Genomic DNA, 24,217 nt, shown 5'->3' on the forward strand with positions numbered 1-24,217 from the left:
GAATTACTGCTCACCAAGTTTTCCATGCTTCTCGTAGTTTGTAATGCGAGAAGCTTTATTTTTGTCGTCTACGAAAACAACCTTTGGTTTGTGCTCCTTGGCTTCAGCGGCGTCTACGCTGCAATAGCACATGATGATTACATGGTCGTTTACTGATACGCAACGAGCTGCTGCACCATTGAGACAAATAACACCGCTTCCGCGCTCACCTGCGATTGTGTAAGTCTCAAAACGATTTCCGTTTTCTACATCTACAATCTGTACCATCTCATATTCAAGGATGCCTGCCGCATCAAGCAAATCCTCGTCAATAGTGATGCTGCCTACGTAGTCAAGCTCTGCCTGTGTTACTGTTGCTCTGTGTATTTTGCCTTTAAGCATTGTTAAATTCATATTCTTAATACCTTTCTTACTTTACTGCTTCTTCCACGATGAAGTTGTCAATCAAACGTACCTTGTCCCCAAAATAAACAGCTACTGCTGTAAGGATAGGACCATCAATCTTATCAACCTTCTGAAGCTCGTTCCAGTCTACGATTTCCACATAATCAACTCTGGCAAGTGGCTCTGATTCGATAATATCTGTAACAGCCTTCTTTACCACGTTTGCATCCTTCTCACCTGAGCGAACCATCTCTTCACCTACTGTAAGAGCCTTGTGAAGAACAAGCGCCTTCTCTCTTTCTTCCTCAGAAAGATATGTGTTACGTGAGCTCTTTGCAAGACCGCTTTCCTCACGGATGATTGGACATCCAACGATTTCGATGTTGAAGTTAAGATCACGAACCATACGCTTTACGATTGCAAGCTGCTGAGCATCCTTCTGTCCGAAGTATGCCTTGTCAGCCTCTGTAATATTGAAAAGCTTGCTGACAACAGTACATACTCCATTAAAGTGGATAGGACGACTCTTTCCACAAAGCTCTGTTGATAAGGTATCCACACCAACATAAGAATGGAATCCCTCAAGATACATCTCAGATGGTTCTGGATGGAAAATCAAATCAGTACCAAGACCTTCGCATAATTCACAGTCAGCGTCGAAATCCCTAGGATATGTAGCTAAATCTTCCTTTGGTCCAAACTGTATCGGATTTACGAAGTCAGAAACTATTACCTTGTCACACTCCCCACGTGCGCGCTTAATAAGGCTTGCGTGCCCCTCATGTAAATACCCCATTGTAGGAACAAGACCAATTGTTAAGCCCTGCTTCTTCCACTCTCTAACATTATCCTTAACTTCCTTAATTGTTGCTGCCTTAATCATAATTATGCCTTTACCCTTTCATCCTCAAGTGTTACTGTAAATTCCTTTGTGGCTGCAGCCTTGCGAACCTCTTCCATAACCTCTGAATCAATCTTGAAATTGTGCTCAGCTGATGGGAACGCCTTAGACTTAACCTCTGAATCATACTCCTTGAAAGCACGCTTCATTTCCTCACCGATATTAGCAAAATGCTTTACAAACTTTGGCTTAAATCCTGAGAACATTCCAAGCATATCCTGATATACAAGAACCTGACCATCACAGCCATTTCCTGCACCAATACCGATTGTAGGAATTGTAAGCTCCTGAGAAATAAGTGTTGCAAGCTCCTCTGGAACGCACTCAAGAGTAACCATGAATGCACCAGCCTCCTCTACTGCCTTTGCATCCTTAAGAATCTGGATTGCACGCTCTACATTCTTTCCCTGTACCTTGAAGCCACCAAAGGCGTTGATAGACTGTGGTGTAAGACCGATGTGTGCTACAACAGGAATATCCGCATTTACGATAGCACGAATCTGCTCACAAACTGATGCACCGCCCTCAAGCTTTACAGCCTGTGCATGGCCTTCCTTAATAAGACGTCCTGCATTTTTTACTGCATCATAAACTGATGTCTGATAAGACATGAATGGCATATCTGCCACAAGAAATGTATCCTTAAGACCTCTTGAAACCGAAGCACAGTGATGAATAATATCATCAACTGTAACTGGAAGAGTGTCACTATATCCCATCATTGTCATTCCAAGGGAATCGCCGATAAGAATGGCATTAATACCTGATTCCTCCATAAGACATGCTGTTGAGTAATCATAACAGGTAAGCATGCTTATTTTTTCTCCGTCTTTCTTCATCTGCTGAAGAGTTGTTACTGTGTTTTTCATTATTCTCCTAATCCTCCTGATTTTTAAGAAGAAGCTCCAATTCACTATAATCTGTTTCTGGATGCTTTTGCTTTGCCACATCTAAAGTCTTTAAAGACAGCGTTTTATAAACCTGCCTGTCGATTCTATCAAAGGTATTAAGATGATTTCCCACTGTCCTCACATCGTTTCGCTCGATAGGACCAGTTAATGCATCTTTTGTTCCAACCTTTAGAACCTTGTTTACGTTACCTGTCAAAAGTGGCGCAATAGCATCACTTAATAGTTCTTCTGAAAATCCGCATATGCGTAATTCATCCTCTGCCGCCTGTATAAGTGCAACCACAAGGTTTGAGCACATAACCGCTGCGCCATGGTAACGTGTTTTCACATCAGCATTTATTACTGAATATTTAAGACCACTTCCTTCTAAAAGTGACTTAATATCAGCGATGTGGGCTGCATCTCCTTCAATTGTAAATAATGCTTTTGGAAGCTCCTGGTATGATCTGTATCTATCTGATACAGCCAGTAGTGGATGGACCGAGAAACCGTATGCGCCAGTCTCTTCAATATCCTTAAAGATGTTCGAAGATAAAGAACCGCTGCAATGACATATCATTTTTCCAGCAATAGACATGTGTTTTATGCTATCCCAAACTGTTGAAATAGAATCGTCTGGAACAGTGATAAACACCGTATCACATTCTTCAATTAATGTCTCTAAATTCTGAAAATGTTTTGATTTGGTAAAATCCGCTGCACTTTCCGCGGATGAAGACGTGCGGCTGTAATAGCCTGCAAGATTGTGCTGTGTTGTTTCAAAAAGCATGCCAAGAGAACAGCCTACTTTTCCAGCACCTACAAATCCAACCTTCATGGGCAACACCTCCTTATTTATCCGGGGGTGATACAGTCTCGTTCAAAATGATACGAGCATGCCATCGGGCGCACCTTTTTTAAATTTAGAAGCTAAAAGGTATAGTTTCTTTCGAATACCATCCGAAGGACACTATAGCATTTGTGTGGTGCAAAGTAAATAGTCCCAACCACAAAAATGTAGCTGGGACTGTAATTACTTTGGTGAATAATACGAAACTTTCATTATACCTTCTTGGGCCTCAAGCTCCTGTCTTGTTTCCACTGGGACCTCATCATCGCATTCGATTACCATGACAGCCTCGCCTCCACGATTTTTTCTGTGAAGCTGCATTGTAGCGATATTGATTCCCTGTTTTCCAAGAAGGCTTGTAACCTCAGTAATGTAGCCTGGTAGATCAATATTATGGACGATAAGGGTAGGGCTTTCACCTGAGAAGCTGACATCCACGCCATCCAGCTGACAAACCTCGATTCGTCCACCACCCAGGGATGCAGCAATTACCTCTACCACTGGCCCGCTAGCGCCCTGCATAACTATCTTGGCTGAATTAGGATGGGCATCACCTAAATCGATTGTACTAATAGTAAAATCAAGACCATATTCCTTTGCCAGTTCAAAGCTGTCAGGAATGCGAATGTCATCTACATCCATTCCTATAAGCCCAGCAACCAGTGCTTTATCAGTACCGTGGCCTTTTCCTGTCTTAGCAAAAGAACCATGCAAATAAATCTCTGCCTTATCTATTTTTTCTCCCATAAGCTTGTGGCACACGTTGCCGATTTTGGCTGCACCTGCTGTATGAGAGCTGGATGGTCCTACCATAACTGGACCTATAATATCAAATAGATTCATATATTTAACACCTCATCAGTTACAAAAAAATGGAGGAGCACTACGCTCCTCCACTCATTATACAATACAAATTACAATAAGTAACTATCCCTTATTTTTACTGAACATCAATGCTGATGCTTCCAACATTGCCTGAGCCGTTAAATCCAAATTCTACGCTTCCGCCATTTGGAATAGATGAGTTCCAATCTACTGGTGTAAGTACATAAGAATCGCCTGATTCCTTTACATTTACATTCCAGCTAGAATCCATCTTTACTTCGCTCTTCTTAATCTTAAGTGTCCAACCATTTACAGTTTTTCCTGTATTGTTAGATACCTTAATGCTTGCTGTATAGCCGCTTCCCCAGCTGTTAACAGTAGCCTTAGCTGTAAGACCACTTTCTGTAGATGGCTGTGGTGCTGGTGTAGGTGTTGTAGTTGGCTGTGCTGTAGGAGCTGGAGTTGGTGTAGGTGTTGGCTGAGCCTGTGAACCACCATTTACCTTCTCAAACTGCCACTGCTGATTTGGATTTCCATAATATGTCCACTGGCATACGTTTGTGCCGTCAGCTGTTTTGTGCTCATAAACATCAATGTACTTTGTACCAGCTGATGTCTTTGTAGCGATTGTGTATACACCACTCTTGTTTGTATTCTTTACTACAAACTGTTGTGGGTCGTGTGCATATGCATTGTAAATCTGAAGATTTGCGCCATCCTCATCTTTACCATTTGCAACGTCAAGCATGAAATCTCCAAGTCCTGACTTAAGTGAAATGTAACCATTTCCTAAGTTCTGAACATACCACTTCTGTCCATCAACACCTGTACCCTTTGAAATACATACATTTGTAGCAGCCTTAGCTGAGTTGCCCTCAACTGTAAGGTACTTCTGTGAAAGTGTATTCTTGAGATAGTACCAACCATCTGCAATGTTTGCTGTAGTATTTGCATCTACATTCTGTGATGGTGTTGGTGTAGGTGTTGGTGTAGGCTGAGCTTCGCTTCCGCCGTTATCTGTGTTTGCCTTCCATCTATCAAATGCAAATGAGCCACGGAATACAAAAACGATATCCTTTGCTCCGTTTACATTTCTTACGTTAGCTGTGAAATCCTTGAAGGAACCACTTGTATTTGAAACATTAATTGTTCCAAGTAATGTACCAGACTGTGAGCCCTCTCTTACCTCAATGCTTCCATTTCCGCCACTCTGAACAGTAGCTGTGATAGACTTAACACCCTTAGAGAACTGTACACCCTTAACCTTTGTGAAATCACCATTGTTAATATCTGTTACCCATGCAGAACCATCGCCATTACCGCGAACCTTGATTCCAGCCTGTGTAAACATTGTCTCAGCCTGTACCCAGCTATATGGGTCTACTGAAGGGTTCATAGGTACACCTGACATTGTCTCCTTGATTGGCTGAATTCTTCCATTTGATACATTAACCCTATCAATCTGAGTTGTTCTGTAACCAAGGTTGCTCATAACCTTATTCTGTACTGTCATTGTATGGTATGCAATGTAGTAGTTCCCCTTAAACTCAAAAATCTGGTGATGGTTATTACCTGTTGAACCACTGAAGAATTCACCTGGGTTTGCCATGATTTCACCCTGATGTGTGAATGGTCCCATTGGGTTAGAGCTTGTCATAACGTGGATTGTAGCATTGCGATATCCGTTGCTGCAATTCCAGTTTGTACAATATGAATAATAATATGTGTTACCAATCTTGTTAATTCCAGAATCCTCGAAGAGATATGGAGCATCAATCATAGCAGCTGTGCCTGATGTGCTAATCATATCGCCTCCAAGCTTGATAACTCTTGCTGTTCTTGGGTGAGCAGCCTGTCCTGCTGGAACGCCACCACCAAAGTAAAGATATCCTGTTCCATTGCTATCTACTAAAACTGCTGGATCAAAAAGCCACTCTACATTACAGTTTGGAGTAGACTTTGTGATGAATGCACGTCCCAATGGATCTCTCCATGGACCTGTAGGGCTATCAGCTGTAAGTACGCCGATAGAGCTTGCATTGTTTGCAAAGTATAAGAAGAACTTATCTCTGCCATTTATCTTCTTGCAGCAAATTGTTGGAGCCCATGAATTGCTTGCCCATTTTGCTGCGCCGTCGCGTCCTGCAACGTTAATCTGACCATGGTCAGTCCAGTTAACCATATCTGATGAAGAATAGCAGTTTAACTGGTTAATTTTTCCATATGTATTTTTGCCATGAGTAGCATCATACTCCTGGCTATCGTTTGTTGTATAAACGTAAATCCTATTGTTGTATACCAAAACTGCTGGATCTGCTCCATAGTTCTGAGTTACAAGAGGATTATTCTCATTATCTCCTTTAACATAGCTGCCGTTGATTACAGTAGCTGCTTCAGCACTAACCGCTGTACTGAAAAGCATTGTGCCAGTAATCGCAAGGCAAAAGAACTTCTTAATAAATTTATTCATACAATATCCCTCACGATATCACAATTATTTAATAGTTAGTACAAGCAGGGAAGATACTAATTATCTAGTTACTATTATTTATTACTGAACATCAACGCTAATGCTTCCAACATTTCCTGAGCCGTTGAAGCCGAATTCTACGCTTCCACCGTTAGGAATAGATGAGTTCCAATCAACTGGTGTAAGTACATAAGAATCACCTGATTCCTTTACATTTACATTCCAGCTAGAATCCATCTTTACTTCGCTCTTCTTAAGCTTAAGTGTCCAACCATTTACAGTCTTTCCTGTGTTGTTAGAAACCTTAATGTTTGCTGTGTAACCGCTGCCCCAGCTGTTGATTGTAGCCTTTGCTGTAAGGCCTGCTCCTGTTGAAGGCTGTGGTGCTGGAGTTGGTGTTGGCTGTGGATTTGGAGTTGGTGTTGGTGTTGGCTGAGCCTGTGATCCACCATTTACCTTCTCAAACTGCCACTGCTGATTTGGATTTCCATAATATGTCCACTGGCATACGTTTGTGCCATCAGCTGTCTTGTGCTCGTAAACATCAACATACTTAGAACCATTAGATGTCTTTGTAGCGATTGTGTATACGCCGCTCTTGTTTGTATTCTTTACGATAAACTGCTGTGGATCATGAGCGTAAGCATTGTAAATCTGAAGGTTTGCACCATCCTCATCCTTGCCATTAGCTACATCAAGCATGAAATCGCCAAGACCAGACTTAAGTGAGATGTATCCATTTCCAAGATTCTGAACATACCACTTCTGACCATCAACGCCAGTGCCCTTTGAAATGCATACGTTTGTAGCAGCCTTAGCTGTGTTACCTTCAACTGTAAGGTACTTCTGTGAAAGTGTATTCTTGAGGTAGTACCATCCATCTGCAATATTTGCTGTAGAGTTCTTATCTACATTCTGTGATGGAGTTGGTGTTGGCTGTGGCTTTGGAGTTGGTGTTGGTGTTGGTCTAGTACCTGGGTTTGAACCTGGCTGACCAATTACATCTGTGTAAGCCTTGATTACACTGTTGTAAGACTGCTTAGCCTGACCTGGTCTAGAGAACAATAATGGAGCAGAATTGCTAATCCATGTTGTCTGATCAGAAAGTCCCCACCAAGTAATACTTGTAATCTTGCCACCGTTCTTCTTAGCTGTGTTGATATTTTTGAAGAGCTGATAAGCATAATTTGCCATATCATTATCACCCTTGTTAGTAATATCCATCTCAGTAATCTGAACTTCGAAACCTGCTCTTAAGAATGAGTTAAGAGCTGTTGTATAGTAATCAACTGAAGGGAAGCCTGTTCCAAGGTGAGACTGCATACCTACACCTGCACAAACCTTTCTGCCCTGGTTGATATAGTTCACAAGTGTGATTACATCATTAACTTCCATATATGTGTTGTAATCGTTGTAGAAAAGCTTTACAGAATCTGTAAGCTTGAAATACTCAAGTGTGTCGTAAGCATAGTTGAAAGCCTTCTTTACATAAGAAGCATTCTTTCTGTTATTTCCATAAACTGCTTCCCAACCTGAGTTATTTGCATGTAAAATCTCATTTGCTACGTCCCATGCATAAACAACACTACCATACTGGTTTGTGTATACATGGTTCATAACTGTCTTTACATACATTTCAAGACGTGCATCCATAACAGATGAATTAACAAAACCTGCTCCACCGCTATAGTTGCTACGGAAGAACCAAGAAGGTGTCTGTGAATGCCATACTAATGTATGAGCTCTCATCTTAAGGCCGTTGTTGTAGCAAATCTTCATAACTTCATCAACTGTGCTGAAGTTAATCTGTGGAACATACTGTTCTCTGTAATTATCTGGGATATAGTAGCCCTGATTCTTAGCCTGTGAAACTGAGATAAGTCTTGCTGAACCACCAAGTAAAGCATCTGGCTTCATCTCGTTTTCAAGAGTAATACTGTTGTAATGCTGCTTTAAGAAATTAAGCTGACCTGCATCTCTAAGCTGATACAGGTTAATACATGTTCCTGAATAACCATATGTGCTTCCATAGGTATTAAGGAGTGTTGCCTGTGCTGCATTTGCAGTAAGGCTTGGTGCTGTGGCAAGCATTGTAAAAGCGCATGCGACAGCAAGGAGTTTCGATGCGAAACTCTTTAACAATTTTTTCTTCATTTCATTATCCCCCATGAAATATTATTTAACTCTCTCCCCTGCTTGTAATAATATCGTAACATATTTAACAATTCCACACATTATCAATTCTTGCGGTCTATTTATCAATTATTGCCTTATCTACATAAAAATAGACTCTGTGGTAAAATATCCACAGAGTCCATTGATTATATTTGTCAAATTGTCACTATTTCGCTGTTAGCTGAGTTCCATCGCTATCAATTGTAATGGTACTTCCCTCATGAATATCTCCACCAAGGATGATTTTTGCAGCCATAGTTTCCACATTTTTTTGAATAAATCTACGAAGTGGACGGGCTCCATATACTGGATCATAACCCTGATCTATTACAAATTTTTTAGCAGCTGGTGTAAGTTCAATCTTAAGCTGTCTGTCTTCAAGTCGGTTGTTAAGCTCTTCAAAAATAAGGTCTACGATGCCACCAATGTTATCCTTTGTAAGAGGCTTGAACATGATAATCTCATCAAGTCGATTCAGGAACTCTGGTCTGAATGAATTTCTAAGCTCATTCATTACAAGCTCATTTGTAGCTTCAGTGATTTCACCTGTTGCCTCATCAATACCTTCTAATAAGTACTGTGAGCCAAGATTAGAAGTCATGATAATAATTGTATTTTTGAAATCAACTGTACGTCCCTGAGAGTCTGTGATACGACCATCATCAAGTACCTGTAAAAGTACGTTGAATACATCTGGATGAGCCTTTTCAACCTCATCGAAAAGTACTACAGAATATGGCTTACGTCTCACCGCTTCTGTCAATTGGCCACCCTCATCGTAGCCTACATATCCTGGAGGCGCTCCGATAAGTCTAGATACGCTAAACTTCTCCATGTACTCGGACATATCAAGACGAACCATTGCATTTTCATCATCGAAAAGTGCCTGAGCAAGCGTCTTTGCAAGCTCTGTTTTACCTACACCTGTAGGTCCTAAGAATAAGAATGAACCGATTGGCTTGCTTGGATCTTTGATACCAGCCTTTGATCGAATGATTGCTTCTGAAACAAGCTTTACTGCATCATCCTGTCCCATTACTCTCTTATGTAATTCCTCATCAAGATGAAGAGTCTTACTTCGCTCTGTCTCATTTAATTTCGCAACAGGAATGCCTGTCCATCTAGAAATGATTCTGGCAATCTCGTCCTCAGAAACATTCTCATGAACCAAATTTGCATCTCTGCTCTTAAGTCTTTCTTCGGCGTCAGCAAGCTGAGCTTCCAATTCAGGAAGTCTTCCATATTGAAGCTTTGCTGCTTCCTCTAAGTCATATTTCTGTTGGGCAATCTTTATCTGTCCCTGAACATCATCAAGCTCCTCGCGGATTTTTGTAACATCCTCTACTAGCTTTTTCTCGTTATCCCATGCAGCCTTCTTTGTGTTGTACTCATCTCGAAGTTCTGAGAGTTCCTTCTGAAGGTCAGCTAGTCTATCCTGAGAAAGCTTATCTGTCTCCTTTTTAAGAGCTGCCTCTTCAATCTCCAGCTGCATAACTCGTCTGTTCATTTCATCCAGCTCTGCCGGCATTGAATCAAGCTCTGTCTTAATAAGTGCACAGGCTTCATCCACAAGGTCAATTGCCTTATCAGGAAGGAATCTGTCTGAGATGTATCTGTTTGAAAGCGTAGCTGCAGATACCAGCGCACCATCAGTAATCTTTACTCCATGGAATACCTCATAGCGCTCCTTAAGTCCACGAAGTATTGAAATGGTATCTTCTACTGTAGGCTCATCTACCATTACTGGCTGGAAACGACGCTCTAATGCAGCATCCTTTTCAATGTATTCTCTGTATTCATCAAGTGTGGTAGCTCCGATACAGTGAAGCTCTCCACGGGCAAGCATAGGCTTTAACATGTTGCCTGCATCAAGTCCGCCACTGCCATTTTTACCTGCACCGATGATAGTGTGAAGCTCATCGATAAAGAGAATTATTTCACCGTCGGAATTTTTAATCTCATCAAGGACAGCTTTTAATCTCTCTTCAAACTCACCCTGGTATTTTGCACCTGCAATCATTGAACCAATCTCAAGTGAGAATACCTTTTTATTCTTAAGTGCATCTGGCACATCACCACGGACAATACGCTGTGCCAAGCCCTCTACAACTGCTGTTTTACCAACACCTGGTTCACCGATAAGCACTGGATTATTCTTTGTCTTTCGGCTAAGGATACGGATTACATTTCTGATTTCCTCATCACGGCCAATTACTGGATCAAGTTTGTTATCACGAGCTCGCTCCACAAGGTCATAACCATACTTCTCAAGTGTGTCATATGTAGCCTCTGGATTATCCGTATTTACGGTTTGATTTCCACGGACTGTGGCAAGCACTGCAAGGAATGAATCTCTTGTAATTCCAAACTGCTTGAAAATGTTCTTGATAGGAGTGCTTGGCTTTTTAATCATGGCAAGCATGAGATGCTCCACTGAAACATAGCTGTCTCGCATAGCCTTAGCTTCATCCTCAGCATATGTAAGAACATAATTAAGCTGCTGTCCCACTCGAAGCTGTCCGCCCTGAACCTTTACTCTTGCATTTAAAGCGGCATCCACAGCATTTGTAAACTGCTGCAGGTCAATGTCCATCTTACCAATGAGGGATGGAATCAATCCATTCTCCTGACGAAGCAGCGCCATCAAAAGATGCTCCTGCTCCAACTCCTGGTTGCCATATTCCATTGCTATTTTTTCACAGCCATTAATGGCCTCTATAGATTTCTGGGTAAATTTCTGGATATTCATAAATCTTCTCCTTTCTCCCCTATTAGCCTTTCTATATTTATGTTATACAACAAAAATTAGCACTCCACAAGCGAGAGTGCTAATAATTAATAAATATTTTATATTTACTGTCAAAAACGGCTCATTATTGGCAACTAAATTCATTTCTACAGGTATTATATTGTGTTAAACTTTTTGATGTATTTTTTTCGATTAGATTTAAGGGAGGAACAATCTTATGAAAATAGTACTTGCTGGTGCTTATGGCAATCTTGGCGCCGACATCTTCAAAGAATTAATAAAAAATAATCATGAAGTAGTTGCTCTTGATATGATGCAGCGCGAACTCAACATAGAAGGCAACTATTCTTTTACTCAGGTAGACGTTACAAAGCCTGAGACTTTAAAAGGCACCTGTGATAATGCAGATGTAGTCATTACAACTGTTGGTCTCACAAAGGGTTCTGCCACAATTTCCAACTATGAAATTGATTATCAGGGAAATCTTAATCTGCTCAATGAAGCTAAGGCAGCCGGTGTAAAGCAGTTTGTTTACGTTTCTGTTATTAAGGCTGACATGGCTCCTGATGTTCCTATGGTTCACTCAAAATATCTTTTTGAGGGTGAGCTCAAAAAAAGCGGACTTTCATATGTAATTTTGCGTCCAACAGGATACTTCTACGACATCATAAAAGTATTCCGTCCAATGATTGAAAAGGGGGCTGTTACTCTTCTTGGGAAAAAGGCTGTTCATGCCAATGTTATTTCCACAGAAGATTTTGCAAACTTTATCGTAAAACACATGCTTGATGAAAATGCCATGTACGAAATCGGCGGTAAGGAAACATATTCATATGAAGAAATTGCCAGAATGTGCTTCGAAGCAGCAGGCAAAGAGCCAGTTATTAAGCAGGCTCCTGAGTGGTTATTTGATGTTCTTGCCTTTGTAAATAAGCTTAAGAAAAATGGTAAGGAAGCCATCATACGCTTTTCAAAGTTCACTCTTTCCAACGATATGGTGGGTGAGACAAAATATGGTGAAATGAGCTTCGCCCAGTACATCAAAGACAGTTTTAAGTCTAACTAAAGGAGTTATTTTTATGTTTTGGAATTTTCTACTTATTATATTTATAGTTTGCGCTATTTTATGTGCCGTTGGTTTCTATAGATTTGTTTATTTTCTTTCCATCGGTTATGGATTCGCTATTGTAGGCGGTGGTATCACTATTATGATTCTCAGCCTTGCAAATGGCTGGTCAGGAGAGCTTACATGGCTTCTTGTACTTCAGACTTTACTTTTTGTCATTTACGGAACAAGACTTTCAGGATTTCTTCTTTATAGAGAAATTAAGAATGCAGCTTATCGCAAGACACTTCGAGAAGCCACAGGCAACGATAAAAAGCTTCCTATTTTTGTCAGCATCACCATCTGGATCACAGTTGCCATTCTTTATACTGCTCAGGTGAGCCCTGTACTTTTCCGTTTTGCAAATGGTTCTACAGATTCTGTCATCCCTGTAATTGGCATTATTGTTTCCCTTGCAGGAATTATTCTTGAGTCAGTAGCTGACAAGCAAAAGAGCGAGCAGAAAAAAATTAATCCAGAAAAGGTTGCTACAGAAAAGCTTTACAAGATTGTTCGTTGTCCAAATTATTTTGGCGAGATTGTTTTCTGGACTGGTATTTTCATCTCTGGACTTACAACTTACACAGGTATCGGACAGTGGATTACAGCCATCGCTGCTTACATCTCAATTGTCTATATCATGTTCAACGGTGCACAGCGCCTTGAAAAACGTCAGATGGAAAGATATGGAAATGATAAAGAATACAATGAATATGCAAATTCAACACCTATCATCATTCCATTACTTCCTATTTATCATTTAAACAAGCAAGACCCTCTAGTGGGATAGCTACATCATCCTAATTAAGTTTTATCGGAGGATATATGAAAGAATTATCAGTAATAATGGCGCTTGTAGACTTTATTCCAGTTGCCTTTTTTGCTGTTGCAGCAATTGTACTTCAGCGCAATTTATATAATAAAATGAGCAAGGGTGCTTTCGCACTCTTTTCTATGGGAACCTTAGATATTGTCTTTGCAGGTTTTGCAAAAGCTCTTTACAAGCTTTTATATGGTGCCAGCATCTGTGATTTCCAGGCACTTTCAGACATGTTTTTCCCTGTTCAGTCCATTGGATTTTTAATGGCAGGTGTTGCCGCAGTTGCGATGATTCATTACAACCAGTCATCAAAAACACTTTTTAGTGTGGCTCCACCTCTCTTTTCAGGCACTCTTATCTTTGTTTCATTCATGTGCCTGGGGCTTGGACTTCTTTATTATGCCTTATGCGTCATTGCCATCAAAATGAAAAAGCCTATGCTAATCCTTGTATTTATCCTTTCATTTTTCATGTCCCTTTGTATGGGATATCTTTCCACAAAAGACTTTTCACTGGCCATCTACAACTGGATTGCTCAGGGCGTAAACATCGTAGGTCAGGGTCTTCTTTTATGGGGCGCTCTCAGCCTTAGAAAAGCAGGTCTTTGGAACCTTAAATTAAAATAATTAAAACGGGAGAATTATGAAAATGATTAATCTTTATGATTTATTAGATATTGTAAAAGCAAAGTACTCACTTACTCCTCTTGACACATCTTCATGTGACAATTTAAAAGTAAGTGGCATGAAATTTGATATCAAAGCTTTTGAAGCTAAAGGGCTTGGTCACATTTCTCTAATGAGTGCAAAAGGTTTCTTTGGTCTCATGAAAATGGACACACTCATTATCACACCTACAGAGCTTGATTTACCTATCTATTCCTACGATAGAATCATGGCTATGGGAAACGACACTCTTATCACTGAAATGTACGACACTATGGTAAGCAAGATTTCTTTTGATGAGGTAAAGAAGGTAGTAGAGAATTATTCGCAGCTTCCTCTTAGAGATCCTGGCGCTCATTGGTATGATGACATCAAGCTTCCTGAGAGCATTTCTTTCAAGGGCAAGAAAGCTGTTTCTGCTGATTTTGATGAGCTCTCAGCCCAGCATTTAAAAAGCTTCCTTAACACTCCAGCTCAGCAGGTAACTGACCAGGAGGCTAAGAAAGCCAGAAGTTTATATTATATTAATGGATTACTTGAGCACGGCGGCCCTTCCACTGATGTGTTTGTAAAAGCACTTGGCAAAGAAGCTACCGAAATGCTCTTCCACGATATTTTGTTTGGAATTTAATTTACCAGCAAAGACTATCGTCAAAGTCTTCAAGACTTGGATCCACTGGCTCTTCCTTAAGGATGGTACGCATGTATCTGTTGACCTCTGTTCGCATGTCGCGACGGGTACCATCCAGCGGAACCATAAGATTGTGATTTACCCAAATCCAGTGGATTCCACGTTTGCGGGCTTCTTCTTCAAATAATCCTGTATAACCTGACATGGCCTTACAGCCGATGTGAACATACATGATTACCATATCTACATTCATCTGCTCGCATAATCTGAACAGATCCTCTACACCAGTTTCATATCCACCATTGGAACGATTTCTCATAATCATATTTTCATAGAGATAACCTAAATCCAAAAGTGCCTGATGCTTATCAGTGGTGCTGACCATCTCTGTAGAAACACAGCAAAGCATATCATTGATTGGAACGATTCCCCAACAGTTCATAAGCCAATTCGGAAATGCGGTATAGTATGCTGCCTGAACACCCCAGAGAATTGCACGATGTCTGTATTCCTTACAGGCCATTTCTTTATTCTGATAAGCCTTTGTGGCAAGGGCTGTAATCTTCTTATCGGTCTTAAGGAAAACTGGGCTACGGCCACCTGCTGCCATATAAACACCATAGCGGTAGAAACCAAGTGTGGCACCCAGAAGCTGTGGATAAGGTGTCTTGTTAATCTCAAGCCACTCTAAGAATTCTTTTGTCTCCTGATTGAAGCGGTCCATATTTTCAAAAAGGTAATCCCAGTCATATTTTTCACCTGTGTGTTCCTCAATGAAATGAATGGCATTAAGAATCTCTTCTCCAGCGTACTCCTGAACACTCTCCTGACGATGACGGATAGGTGCTGCAATCTGAAATGTAGGGATGCCCATGCTTCGAGCCATAAGACCACCACCCATAAGTGAACCGTCGCAGGTAGTGTTGCACTGAATAGCGCAGGCTCCAATCTTTGGCAAGTCATCCTCCAGGGCTGCACCAAGCTCTGCTGCCGGCATAGGACAGACATCATTTGGCACACCGTATTCATGAGTCTTATCAACGTAATGCATTACGCCATCCTGACACATAAATGAGCTGGTGTAGATAGCAGGGACCTCATAGCTGACCCACTTAAGATTACGGAATCCACCCATGAGAGTACTCATCATATTCTCATCGAAAACAACCATCTTTTTGCTAAGCTCAGTGTCGTTTCCGATTTCTGGATCTGCTTTAAAAATATCTGTGAGAGAAATGGTCATGTCGATAATGATAAGACCGATTCCCTCATGGGCAAGTCGAAGGGCTGTACCTCTTAACCCCTCTGTGTGGCGGTCCATAAAATCTGGAACAGCCAGGTAGTTACTCATCCAACGATATCTAAAGAAGCCTTTGAAATTGTTAGGCTTCATCATAAACTTTGCAAGTATAAATAAGTAGTAAAGCCATCTGGTGTAATCGTACCAGGTGTCTTTTAATCCTCTCCACTCTCTACGTCTTCTAGGGCGCTTTCCTGAATAAAGAGTTGTTCCAAGTGGTTCACTTCCAAGTGCTCTACCCATTACTGTGCCCTCCTTTCTGCCTTAGCCTCTGCAAGCTTTTTCATTTCTACTCGCTCCACAAAAGCCTGAATTCTAGTACGAAGCTGTCCTGAGGAACGCACGGCATATGGTCTGTCTACAGAAAGAACTGGGTAACCATATTCCTCTTCCATAATATGGAATGCAGAAGCTCGCTCGTAGCCCCAGTAATCGCAGAATTTTATCTGCTCATAGATAAGACCGTCAGCATGATATTCCTTTGCCAGCTGATCCACGTAATCACGACGTTCCATAATCTTGTCCTGATTAAAGAAACGAGGACACTTGCCCCACTGAAGATAAGTGCGGCAAATCTGAGTAAGCACGTCTTCTTCATCATTTAAAATGATTTCCTGTCTGCCTGGCAATGAGCCAAAGCAGAATCTGTCAGCTACTACAAGAGCACCACACTCTTCTGCCAGCTGAATGAATTCTGGATCATCAATCTCCGAACCAACCATCACTACGCGTATACGATATTTTCCTGCTGGGTCTGGCTCACGTGTTTTGAGCTCGTCTAATGTCTCCTGAAGCTTTTCCTTAAGAAGATATTTAGGGCAGCAGTAAGTTGCTAAACATAACACTGCAAACTCATATCCTGTAATTCTAGGTGATTCGTATTTACGATATTCTCCAATAGCAGTAATCAGTCTGCTAATCTCATTTTGCTCCTCCACGGATTTACGAAGTGCCTCATCAGAAATGTCGATGCCAAAGTTTTTCTGCAGTGGCTCAAGCACTCTGATTCGCATCTGTTTTACATAGTGTTTAAGTGCTGTCTCATCAGACTTCATAGGAACATCTGCATAGGTAACAAAGAATGAATCCTTAGGATTAGTCTTAAGTCTTTCTATATTTTCTACGCAGCGGTTCATCTGAGCACAAGCATCTGGCGCCAATATACAATCCAGGAAATTAAAACCGCCCTCAATTGCTCTTTCTAAATAAGCACGACATGCTTCACACAAAGTAGAGCTCATGTAGTATGTACCCATTTCAATGGAACCTGTGCGAGGTGCACGAAGACGAGTAGAAAAACAACCTGGCAAATTTAAAAGTGGCTCTGGAATCTGAAAGCAAACGTGTCCGATTGCCTTATAACCTTCAGCCTGAGCCTGTCTGCACAAGTCGTTATAAGAGTCCTCCAATAACTTTTCGAAATAATATAAATGCTTTAAATCTTTCACAAACCTTCTCCAATACTATTTTAATACTAAATAGTATTGTAACAATAAACTAAATCACACACAATGAGTTTCTTGTTTGTATAAAAAATGCCATACCCTTATTTAGGATATGGCACCATGTTTTCTATTATCAATTAAACTTCTATGCAGCGATAAGCTGATGGAAGATACATGTTAGATCTAAGGATTTGAATGTTTACACAATCCATGTAATCATTCTGCAAATCATTAATATCTGAAGCGATATCTATATACTCCTTTGCCTTTTCTGTGTCACCTTTAAGCAACATAACATTTGCCATGTTAAGCAAAGTGCGACCGCAGCTTTTTTCCAGCCTCAAGGTTTCATAGGCACCAAGAATCTCCTGATAAATGGTAAAGGCCTCATCATAATCTTTGACAGCTACTGCTTTCTCTGCTCTCTGATCTAACTCGTGAATCAACTTGGAAATGCTTTGTATATCATCTTTATTCATGAACCCTTACCTCCTATCAATCAATCTCTACCATTAACTCATCTGTAATCTCGGGACCGTCAACGCAGGCAAGATATATAATACACTATTTCACCTCAGTTGAGTAGTTATTCACAGAATTTTCACATTTCTGCATAACAAAACTCATTCAATTTTAGTAGTTTTCAATAAATTATCACTAAATATAGTGATTATTCTGTTAGTTCGATACTAAATATGCTATTATTTAGCTAGTAGTGGAGGATAATTTTATGGTTATTAATGATATTATGTTTAAAACTCAACTAAACTACCAAATTCAAGCTGCCATGGACGAGCTAGAAGACGACTCATTAAATATAGAAGATGTAAAGCACATTGATCTTCACAGATGTCTTTTTGCAGACTTTAAAAAGGCAATGATATACATCAGGGAGAATAACCCAGACTACAATTATAGCGATTTCACAATCGACGCTGTAAAGCCTGCTCCTGCAGATTTCTCAGAAGGTAAGAAATATGATTTTGTTGAGCTTACAGACTATGCCAAGCACACTGCCATCACTATCGGCAATATGACTCTTTTTAGCGAGCTTCAGAAAATTGCCAGTGCCGCTGAGCAGTTTAATTATCATGTAGCTGAGCCACATGAAAAAAAAGTAGGAAATGTTCTTTCTTTTCAGGACTATAACAACTACTTTGTAGCTGATACTCCTAACACCTTTCAGGAAATCGGAAGCTGTGTTGTAGGCGGCGGCAATGCAGAGGCGGTAAAAATTGCTGCCACATTACATGCCAGCAGTACAGAGGAACGACCAATTGTTTCTGTCAGAGCATTCTCTCTGAACACAAACACTTACCTTCCTAATATTGATATTATTGATTTGAGTACAATCTATAAGGCAAATGCTTCTATGATGGAAGTATTTGCATACATGAGCTACCACGACCATCTAGGTGGAAAGTTCAATGATTCCTTTGATAAGCTTTTGTTTAGTGGCACTCTCCAGATTGAATCTCTGGAAGATATGTATTCCACACACTATGATTTAAGTACTTTCGATTATCTGAATAAGTAGATGATTGCTTGGCTAATTTGCCATATTGTACATAATCATTATAATAAATTGTGCATATTGAATATTTATGTTAATTATAACTATTGTGTTATCATCTCTGACCTTGTAAAATACCCTTCGGTATCAAGCAATTATTATTTGTTTTAAGGAGAGGTCAGAAATGTTAAACCTTATTGTATTAGTAGTTTTTTCCGCAGTTACATTATTTTTCGTTAATTATATTGTTTCAAGCGTTGCATATGCAAAGAGATCAGCTGAAATCGAAGATTCACACTGCCTTACAAGAGCAGTTGGCGCAATCATCGTAAGCGTTACTACACTCGTAGCTCTTTGGGCACAGGCTTTTTACTTATTCTTTTTTGCCTAATATGCAAATTAAAAGGACTATCAAATTGATAGTCCTTTTTGTTTGCCACGGCGCGCCCCATTGCCGAAGGCAATCATTTATGGGCGCTGCCTTCCCGTAGTTTTTTATATCATTTAACCTTCAATAGCAATATACTTACTCTCCTCCTTCTCTGGAAGTGCTTCTTTCTTAGGAATGCTAAGTGTAAGTACACCGTCCTTAAAGGCTGCATGAATGTCTTCCTGTGTTACGTTATCTCCTACGTAGAAGCTTCTGCTGCAAGAGCCTGTGTAACGCTCGCGGCGGATGTACTTACCGTCATCATCCTGCTCATCATTGTTCTGATTTGTCTCAGCCTTGATTGTAAGATAACCATCTTTCAATTCAGCTTTGATGTCTTCCTTTGCAAATCCTGGAAGGTTCATATCTACAGTGTAGTCATTCTCGTTTTCCTTAACATCTGTGGTCATCATTCTTGCGAAATCATTGTCGTAGTGGTGACCAAAACCTGTCATACGTGGTACTCCGAAGAAATCATCCATAAAATCATTTGATAAAATACTAGGCATTAACATAATTACTACCTCCTCTTTATTATATGAAATATAGTTTTAATCCCGGTTACTTTGCTGCTGCAAGCTTATCTTGTGCCTGCCCAGCCAGGTTGGTTTGGGAAGCTTTTCTTTTCCTTCCCTTGTTGTAATTACGTTATACACCCGCAATTAGCACTCGTCAATAGAGAGTGCTAATAATTTATAATTATTTAATATTTAGTTTATAAATTTTCTGACTTATCCTTTTCAATCAGCTTCATCACTTCACCAAGCTGACCAGTGATTTCTTTATAATTCTCACGAAAATGAGGTCGCAGGCAATCTACACAGGATTTCACACCTGATTCTGTATATTTAAAATTTCCACCACATTTATCCCCAAGACAATAAAGAGGACAATAACAGAATAAACAGTTAAAGTCCTCTGGATTATCAGTTTTATGACAAGGGAAATATTCACATTCCCTATTTTGAAAAAATTTGTAGTGTTCCATGAGTTCACCTCTAATTACTCTTTATGAACTCATGATACCACAAAATCCACTATCCTAGAATATCAATGTATTCTCCAGACAATGCCTTATTCATGCTTCGCACTGCGCAAAACTTTCCACACATTGAGCATGTGTCATCAAACTCTGGTGAACGGTCTGCACGAATTGATTTTGCTGTTTCTGGATCCAGTGAGCACTCCCACTGCATATCCCAATCGAAGACCTGACGAGCCTCAGCCATCTTATTATCTATGTCCATTGCATGTGGAATATTCTTTGCGATATCAGCTGCATGTGCTGCAATTTTTGAAGCAATAATTCCCTGCTTTACATCCTCTACATTTGGAAGTGCAAGGTGCTCCGCTGGAGTGACATAGCAGAGGAAAGCTGCTCCGTTTTCAGCTGCGATGGCACCGCCAATGGCTGATGTGATGTGATCATAGCCTGGCGCAATGTCTGTGACAATTGGCCCAAGCACATAGAAAGGAGCGCCCATACAAATCTTCTGCTGAATCTTCATATTTGCTGCGATTTCATTCATTGGCATATGTCCTGGTCCTTCTACCATTACCTGAACATCCTTCTCCCAAGCACGCTTTGTAAGCTCACCAAGGCGAACAAGCTCCTCAATCTGACAAACATCTGATGCATCTGCAAGACATCCTGGACGGCAGGCATCTCCTAATGAGATTGTCACATCATGCTCACGGCAAATCTCAAGAATCTCGTCATAATATTCATAGAAAGGATTTTCCTCACCTGTCATTGTCATCCATGCGAAAACAAGTGAACCTCCACGGCTGACAATATTCATCTTACGCTTATGCTTTTTGATCTGCTCAATTGTCTTTCTTGTAATTCCGCAGTGAAGTGTAACAAAATCCACACCATCCTCAGCGTGAAGTCTTACCACATCAATGAAATCCTTTGCTGTAAGTGTGGCAAGGTCTCTCTGATAGTGAATGACACTGTCGTAGATTGGAACTGTTCCAAGCATAGCTGGGCATTCTGCCACAAGCTTCTGTCTAAATGGCTGTGTGTTACCGTGGCTTGATAAATCCATGATTGCCTCTGCCCCCATGTCTACTGCCGCCATAACCTTTTCCATCTCTATATTGTAATCCTTGCAATCGCGAGAAACACCAAGGTTTACATTAATCTTTGTGCGAAGCATGCTGCCTACGCCCTCTGGATTAATGCATTTGTGATGCTTATTTGCAGGGATGGCAACCTGTCCCTTTGCTACCAAATCACGAATCTCCTCAGGTGTGCGGTACTCCTTCAAAGCCACCTGCTTCATCTCTGGTGTAATAATCCCCTGTCTTGCTGCATCCATCTGTGTTGTGTAATTGCTCATTATAATCTCCTTTATAAAAAATCTAATTTTATCCTACATATACGTAGTCATTAAATACTGGCTGAAGTCCCTCTGCTGTAATGTCTGTATACATGCTATCAAGGCTTCGTCCATCTGATATTTCAAACTGCTCATCACCTGACTCCTCTTCCTGAGAGCCAGTATATTTTTCCTCGTGGTCTCCAATTCCTGTGGATACTCCTGCTGAGACCTTTGTTGCTGCGATTTTCACAATGCCATTTCTAAATTCTGCTGTCTCTCTGGATGATACTGTGATTCCGCAGAATGGCAGGAAAATTCTGTATGCGCAGATAATCTGGCAAAGCTGCTTTTCTCCTACATCAAGAGGATTGATTGTATCATTATTGATGATAGGACGAAGTCTCGGACATGAAAGGGACATCTCAGCATGTGGATATTTTCTCTGTAGGAAATACACATGAAGAGCTGATGCAAGAGCATCCTTTCTAAAATCTGAAAGACCTAAAAGTGCAGAAAAAGCCACACCTCTCATGCCCCCCATAAGGGCTCGCTCCTGTGAGTCAAATCTGTAAGGCCAGATTCTCTTATTTCCCATGAGATGCAATGTCTCGTATTTATCGCTGTCGTAAGTTTCCTGGAAAACTGTCACATAATCCACTCCGCATTCATGAAGATATTTGTAATCCTCCACATTTACAGGGTAGATTTCGATGCCCACCATCTTGAAATATTTGCGGGCAATTTTGCATGCCTCACCAATATATTTCACATCGGATTTTGTAGGACTCTCACCTGTTAGAATGAGAATTTCCTCCATACCGCTATCAGAAATGACCTTCATCTCATGCTCAATCTGCTCCATAGAAAGCTTTAATCTTTTTATTTTGTTGTAGCAATTGAAGCCGCAGTACACGCAATAATTCTCACAATAATTTGCAATGTAAAGTGGTGTGAAAAGATATACCGTATTTCCGAAGTGCTTGCTTGTCTCCTTCTGAGCCTTCAGTGCCATCTGCTCCAAATAAGGTTCTGCTGCAGGTGAAAGAAGGGCTTTAAAATCTTCTATAGTACATCTGTCGCTCTCTAGGGCACGTCTTACATCTTTGGCTGTATATTTGCTGTAATCATAGGATTCAAAATGCTCCATTACGCATTTACGAACATCCGATTCTATTACATCCATCCCTGGAAGATATTCCATGTGATTGATTCTGCTAGATGGGTCCGTCTCTATCTGATGCTTTCGCTCCAAGCCTGTCTTTGTGAGAAGGTCTGAGTCAATCAAAAAATTATTCTCCATGACTGCCTCCTAATGTAAAAATCCAGTAAGAGGATCTGATGCTGCTGCACCTCTTGTAAGAACACGTCCAAGACCTGCAAGATAAGCCTTTCGTCCAGCCTCGATAGCATCCTTGAAGGCTGATGCCATCATTGTTAAATCTCCTGCAGTAGCAAGGGCGGTATTTGCCATGATAGCAGCGGCTCCCATTTCCATTGCTTCACAAGCCTGAGACGGCTTTCCTATTCCAGCATCCACGATGATAGGAAGATCGATTTCATCTATCAAAATCTGGATAAACTCCTTTGTGGCAAGTCCCTTGTTTGAACCAATTGGAGAAGCAAGTGGCATGATTGTAGCTGCACCAACATTTTGAAGTTCTCTTGCCACATTTAAATCTGGGTACATATATGGCATTACCACAAAGCCTTCCTTTGCAAGTATTTCTGTAGCCTTGATTGTTTCATAATTATCTGGAAGGAGATATTTGCTATCTCTCATAATTTCAATTTTTACAAAATCACCACAGCCAAGCTCTCTTGCAAGGCGGGCGATTCTAACAGCTTCCTTTGCATCTCTTGCTCCGCTTGTGTTTGGAAGAAGTGTTACCCCATCTGGAATGTAATCCAAAATGTTTTCTTCCTCCTTAGTGTTTGTACGTCTTACTGCAAGAGTAATAATCTGCGCTCCTGCATCCTTCACTGCAGCTTCAATAAGCTTCATTGAATATTTTCCTGAGCCAAGAATAAATCTTGAATCAAATTCTTTTCCACCGATTACCAGTTTGTCCTTTTCCATTTTTAATCCTTTCACATTATTAAACTAAGGCTGAGTCTCTCCCATCAATATCCTAAGAGCCATATGAGCCTCATGAGCCGCACATGCCATCACTCTTGATGATATAAGCCCAATGCCTGAATTCACATCACTTACCCCATCACCTGAGATGAAAAATCTGGATGTGATTTTCTTTGTCACTATCTCATTTGCACTTCCAAAGCCTGCCATACCAGAGCTGGATACCAGATATTTATCGGGATAATTCGTAAATACGATATCCGCCAGCATTGCTTTGCATTCTGGCTTATCAAATGCTTCACAGATTACATCAGCATCCTTAATGAGTGATGGAGTGTTTTCCTCTGTGAGCTTTACCTGATGAATCTCTATTTTGATAAAGGGATTTATCTCCAAAAGATTTTCCTTTAGTGCATCAGTTTTTGGCGTTCCCACCTGATTAAATTTGTATTGCTGACGATGAAGATTAGTCACATCCACAGTGTCGAAATCTATCAAAATCAGTTTTCCTAAGCCCACTCTAGCAAGGCATATTGCTATGTTTGAACCAAGTCCTCCCAGACCGCAGATTGCCACGGTAGCATCATCAAATTTCTTTTGATTTTCTATACCATGCCTATTAGTCAGAGCCTGATAGAATTCTTCCTTTGTAACCATTTA

23 protein-coding genes are annotated in these 24,217 nt (G+C 40.6%); 6 read left to right on the forward strand and 17 right to left on the reverse strand.

Annotated features, from left to right (window positions below; genetic code table 11):
- Nucleotides 1-3: 3 nt before the first annotated feature.
- The 8 genes from panD to clpB all read right to left on the reverse strand — a co-directional run bounded on the left by panD (nucleotide 4) and on the right by clpB (nucleotide 11,244).
- Nucleotides 4-393 carry an aspartate 1-decarboxylase gene (gene panD, locus G592_RS0100735; protein WP_015550108.1) on the reverse strand — a complete coding sequence of 130 codons (390 nt, stop codon included), beginning with the start codon at nucleotides 391-393 and terminating at the stop codon, nucleotides 4-6.
- 16 nt (nucleotides 394-409) lie between these two features.
- Nucleotides 410-1,267: a pantoate--beta-alanine ligase gene (gene panC, locus G592_RS0100740; RefSeq protein WP_028246126.1), complete on the reverse strand. Its 858-nt coding sequence runs from the start codon at nucleotides 1,265-1,267 to the stop codon at nucleotides 410-412.
- A 2-nt stretch (nucleotides 1,268-1,269) separates the two neighbouring features.
- Nucleotides 1,270-2,154 (reverse strand): 3-methyl-2-oxobutanoate hydroxymethyltransferase, encoded by an 885-nt coding sequence (panB, locus tag G592_RS15215; RefSeq protein ID WP_081660270.1) that lies wholly within the window; start codon nucleotides 2,152-2,154, stop codon nucleotides 1,270-1,272.
- A gap of 7 nt (nucleotides 2,155-2,161) precedes the next feature.
- Nucleotides 2,162-3,013: a Rossmann-like and DUF2520 domain-containing protein gene (locus G592_RS0100750; RefSeq protein ID WP_028246127.1), complete on the reverse strand. Its 852-nt coding sequence runs from the start codon at nucleotides 3,011-3,013 to the stop codon at nucleotides 2,162-2,164.
- 195 nt (nucleotides 3,014-3,208) lie between these two features.
- Complete coding sequence (gene sdaAB / locus G592_RS0100755; protein ID WP_028246128.1) at nucleotides 3,209-3,868, reverse strand: L-serine ammonia-lyase, iron-sulfur-dependent subunit beta; 660 nt, start codon at nucleotides 3,866-3,868, stop codon at nucleotides 3,209-3,211.
- Nucleotides 3,869-3,965: 97 nt separating this feature from the next.
- Nucleotides 3,966-6,320, reverse strand: coding sequence for a family 43 glycosylhydrolase (locus G592_RS0100760; protein WP_028246129.1), 2,355 nt, complete (start codon nucleotides 6,318-6,320; stop codon nucleotides 3,966-3,968).
- Nucleotides 6,321-6,401: 81 nt separating this feature from the next.
- Nucleotides 6,402-8,474 (reverse strand): endo-1,4-beta-xylanase, encoded by a 2,073-nt coding sequence (locus tag G592_RS0100765; protein ID WP_028246130.1) that lies wholly within the window; start codon nucleotides 8,472-8,474, stop codon nucleotides 6,402-6,404.
- Nucleotides 8,475-8,661: 187 nt separating this feature from the next.
- Nucleotides 8,662-11,244 (reverse strand): ATP-dependent chaperone ClpB, encoded by a 2,583-nt coding sequence (gene clpB / locus G592_RS0100770; protein ID WP_028246131.1) that lies wholly within the window; start codon nucleotides 11,242-11,244, stop codon nucleotides 8,662-8,664.
- A gap of 217 nt (nucleotides 11,245-11,461) precedes the next feature.
- Between clpB and G592_RS0100775 the strand changes: the two genes are divergently transcribed.
- The 4 genes from G592_RS0100775 to G592_RS0100790 are packed head-to-tail and all read left to right on the forward strand — an operon-like array spanning nucleotide 11,462 to nucleotide 14,465.
- Entirely contained in the window at nucleotides 11,462-12,310 is an 849-nt protein-coding gene (locus G592_RS0100775) for an SDR family oxidoreductase (protein WP_028246132.1), read from the forward strand.
- Nucleotides 12,311-12,323: 13 nt separating this feature from the next.
- Nucleotides 12,324-13,139, forward strand: a complete 816-nt coding sequence (locus G592_RS0100780) for a DUF1295 domain-containing protein (protein WP_036951382.1) — start codon at nucleotides 12,324-12,326, stop codon at nucleotides 13,137-13,139.
- Nucleotides 13,140-13,174: 35 nt separating this feature from the next.
- On the forward strand, nucleotides 13,175-13,795 hold the full coding sequence (locus G592_RS0100785) for a hypothetical protein (RefSeq protein ID WP_028246134.1): 621 nt from the start codon (nucleotides 13,175-13,177) through the stop codon (nucleotides 13,793-13,795).
- A 22-nt stretch (nucleotides 13,796-13,817) separates the two neighbouring features.
- Nucleotides 13,818-14,465, forward strand: a complete 648-nt coding sequence (locus G592_RS0100790) for a hypothetical protein (protein WP_028246135.1) — start codon at nucleotides 13,818-13,820, stop codon at nucleotides 14,463-14,465.
- Between the two features lies 1 nt (nucleotide 14,466).
- Here G592_RS0100790 and G592_RS0100795 read toward each other — a convergent pair whose 3' ends face one another.
- The 3 genes from G592_RS0100795 to G592_RS0100805 form a co-directional block, all read right to left on the reverse strand.
- Nucleotides 14,467-16,008, reverse strand: coding sequence for a 2-hydroxyacyl-CoA dehydratase family protein (locus tag G592_RS0100795; RefSeq protein WP_028246136.1), 1,542 nt, complete (start codon nucleotides 16,006-16,008; stop codon nucleotides 14,467-14,469).
- On the reverse strand, nucleotides 16,008-17,213 hold the full coding sequence (locus G592_RS0100800; RefSeq protein ID WP_028246137.1) for a 2-hydroxyacyl-CoA dehydratase family protein: 1,206 nt from the start codon (nucleotides 17,211-17,213) through the stop codon (nucleotides 16,008-16,010). Before G592_RS0100800 ends, G592_RS0100795 begins: the two co-directional genes overlap by 1 nt.
- Before the next feature lie 134 nt (nucleotides 17,214-17,347).
- Entirely contained in the window at nucleotides 17,348-17,689 is a 342-nt protein-coding gene (locus G592_RS0100805) for a tetratricopeptide repeat protein (RefSeq protein WP_028246138.1), read from the reverse strand.
- A 251-nt stretch (nucleotides 17,690-17,940) separates the two neighbouring features.
- On the opposite strand from G592_RS0100805, the gene G592_RS0100810 reads away from it, so the two are divergent.
- Nucleotides 17,941-18,747 (forward strand): hypothetical protein, encoded by an 807-nt coding sequence (locus G592_RS0100810; protein WP_028246139.1) that lies wholly within the window; start codon nucleotides 17,941-17,943, stop codon nucleotides 18,745-18,747.
- 160 nt (nucleotides 18,748-18,907) lie between these two features.
- Nucleotides 18,908-19,114 (forward strand): hypothetical protein, encoded by a 207-nt coding sequence (locus G592_RS0100815; protein WP_028246140.1) that lies wholly within the window; start codon nucleotides 18,908-18,910, stop codon nucleotides 19,112-19,114.
- 113 nt (nucleotides 19,115-19,227) lie between these two features.
- On the opposite strand, the gene G592_RS0100820 is transcribed toward G592_RS0100815, so the two are convergent.
- From G592_RS0100820 to thiF, 6 genes are all read right to left on the reverse strand, one after another.
- Nucleotides 19,228-19,668, reverse strand: coding sequence for an Hsp20/alpha crystallin family protein (locus tag G592_RS0100820; protein WP_028246141.1), 441 nt, complete (start codon nucleotides 19,666-19,668; stop codon nucleotides 19,228-19,230).
- 200 nt (nucleotides 19,669-19,868) lie between these two features.
- Entirely contained in the window at nucleotides 19,869-20,141 is a 273-nt protein-coding gene (locus G592_RS0100825) for a cysteine-rich small domain-containing protein (protein WP_028246142.1), read from the reverse strand.
- A 49-nt stretch (nucleotides 20,142-20,190) separates the two neighbouring features.
- Nucleotides 20,191-21,498 (reverse strand): phosphomethylpyrimidine synthase ThiC, encoded by a 1,308-nt coding sequence (gene thiC / locus G592_RS0100830; protein ID WP_028246143.1) that lies wholly within the window; start codon nucleotides 21,496-21,498, stop codon nucleotides 20,191-20,193.
- A gap of 28 nt (nucleotides 21,499-21,526) precedes the next feature.
- Complete coding sequence (gene thiH, locus G592_RS0100835; protein ID WP_028246144.1) at nucleotides 21,527-22,780, reverse strand: 2-iminoacetate synthase ThiH; 1,254 nt, start codon at nucleotides 22,778-22,780, stop codon at nucleotides 21,527-21,529.
- A 9-nt stretch (nucleotides 22,781-22,789) separates the two neighbouring features.
- Nucleotides 22,790-23,557: a thiazole synthase gene (locus tag G592_RS0100840; protein WP_028246145.1), complete on the reverse strand. Its 768-nt coding sequence runs from the start codon at nucleotides 23,555-23,557 to the stop codon at nucleotides 22,790-22,792.
- A 24-nt stretch (nucleotides 23,558-23,581) separates the two neighbouring features.
- Nucleotides 23,582-24,214 (reverse strand): sulfur carrier protein ThiS adenylyltransferase ThiF, encoded by a 633-nt coding sequence (gene thiF / locus G592_RS0100845; RefSeq protein WP_028246146.1) that lies wholly within the window; start codon nucleotides 24,212-24,214, stop codon nucleotides 23,582-23,584.
- Between the last annotated feature and the right edge of the window lie 3 nt (nucleotides 24,215-24,217).

Source organism: Pseudobutyrivibrio ruminis CF1b (assembly GCF_000424005.1).
GTDB lineage: Bacteria > Bacillota > Clostridia > Lachnospirales > Lachnospiraceae > Pseudobutyrivibrio > Pseudobutyrivibrio ruminis_C.

Excerpts from the sequence above, each read along its gene's own strand:
- thiF (WP_028246146.1), bottom strand. The coding sequence starts at position 24,214 with ATGGTTACAAAGGAAGAATTCTATCAGGCTCTGACTAATAGGCATGGT.
- G592_RS0100805 (WP_028246138.1), bottom strand. The coding sequence starts at position 17,689 with ATGAATAAAGATGATATACAAAGCATTTCCAAGTTGATTCACGAGTTA.
- sdaAB (WP_028246128.1), bottom strand. The coding sequence starts at position 3,868 with ATGAATCTATTTGATATTATAGGTCCAGTTATGGTAGGACCATCCAGC.
- G592_RS0100825 (WP_028246142.1), bottom strand. The coding sequence starts at position 20,141 with ATGGAACACTACAAATTTTTTCAAAATAGGGAATGTGAATATTTCCCT.
- clpB (WP_028246131.1), bottom strand. The coding sequence starts at position 11,244 with ATGAATATCCAGAAATTTACCCAGAAATCTATAGAGGCCATTAATGGC.
- thiH (WP_028246144.1), bottom strand. The coding sequence starts at position 22,780 with ATGGAGAATAATTTTTTGATTGACTCAGACCTTCTCACAAAGACAGGC.
- G592_RS0100775 (WP_028246132.1), top strand. The coding sequence starts at position 11,462 with ATGAAAATAGTACTTGCTGGTGCTTATGGCAATCTTGGCGCCGACATC.
- panB (WP_081660270.1), bottom strand. The coding sequence starts at position 2,154 with ATGAAAAACACAGTAACAACTCTTCAGCAGATGAAGAAAGACGGAGAA.
- G592_RS0100790 (WP_028246135.1), top strand. The coding sequence starts at position 13,818 with ATGATTAATCTTTATGATTTATTAGATATTGTAAAAGCAAAGTACTCA.
- panD (WP_015550108.1), bottom strand. The coding sequence starts at position 393 with ATGAATTTAACAATGCTTAAAGGCAAAATACACAGAGCAACAGTAACA.
- G592_RS0100750 (WP_028246127.1), bottom strand. The coding sequence starts at position 3,013 with ATGAAGGTTGGATTTGTAGGTGCTGGAAAAGTAGGCTGTTCTCTTGGC.
- G592_RS0100840 (WP_028246145.1), bottom strand. The coding sequence starts at position 23,557 with ATGGAAAAGGACAAACTGGTAATCGGTGGAAAAGAATTTGATTCAAGA.
- G592_RS0100810 (WP_028246139.1), top strand. The coding sequence starts at position 17,941 with ATGGTTATTAATGATATTATGTTTAAAACTCAACTAAACTACCAAATT.
- panC (WP_028246126.1), bottom strand. The coding sequence starts at position 1,267 with ATGATTAAGGCAGCAACAATTAAGGAAGTTAAGGATAATGTTAGAGAG.
- G592_RS0100765 (WP_028246130.1), bottom strand. The coding sequence starts at position 8,474 with ATGAAGAAAAAATTGTTAAAGAGTTTCGCATCGAAACTCCTTGCTGTC.
- G592_RS0100785 (WP_028246134.1), top strand. The coding sequence starts at position 13,175 with ATGAAAGAATTATCAGTAATAATGGCGCTTGTAGACTTTATTCCAGTT.
- thiC (WP_028246143.1), bottom strand. The coding sequence starts at position 21,498 with ATGAGCAATTACACAACACAGATGGATGCAGCAAGACAGGGGATTATT.
- G592_RS0100820 (WP_028246141.1), bottom strand. The coding sequence starts at position 19,668 with ATGTTAATGCCTAGTATTTTATCAAATGATTTTATGGATGATTTCTTC.
- G592_RS0100760 (WP_028246129.1), bottom strand. The coding sequence starts at position 6,320 with ATGAATAAATTTATTAAGAAGTTCTTTTGCCTTGCGATTACTGGCACA.
- G592_RS0100780 (WP_036951382.1), top strand. The coding sequence starts at position 12,324 with ATGTTTTGGAATTTTCTACTTATTATATTTATAGTTTGCGCTATTTTA.
- G592_RS0100815 (WP_028246140.1), top strand. The coding sequence starts at position 18,908 with ATGTTAAACCTTATTGTATTAGTAGTTTTTTCCGCAGTTACATTATTT.
- G592_RS0100795 (WP_028246136.1), bottom strand. The coding sequence starts at position 16,008 with ATGGGTAGAGCACTTGGAAGTGAACCACTTGGAACAACTCTTTATTCA.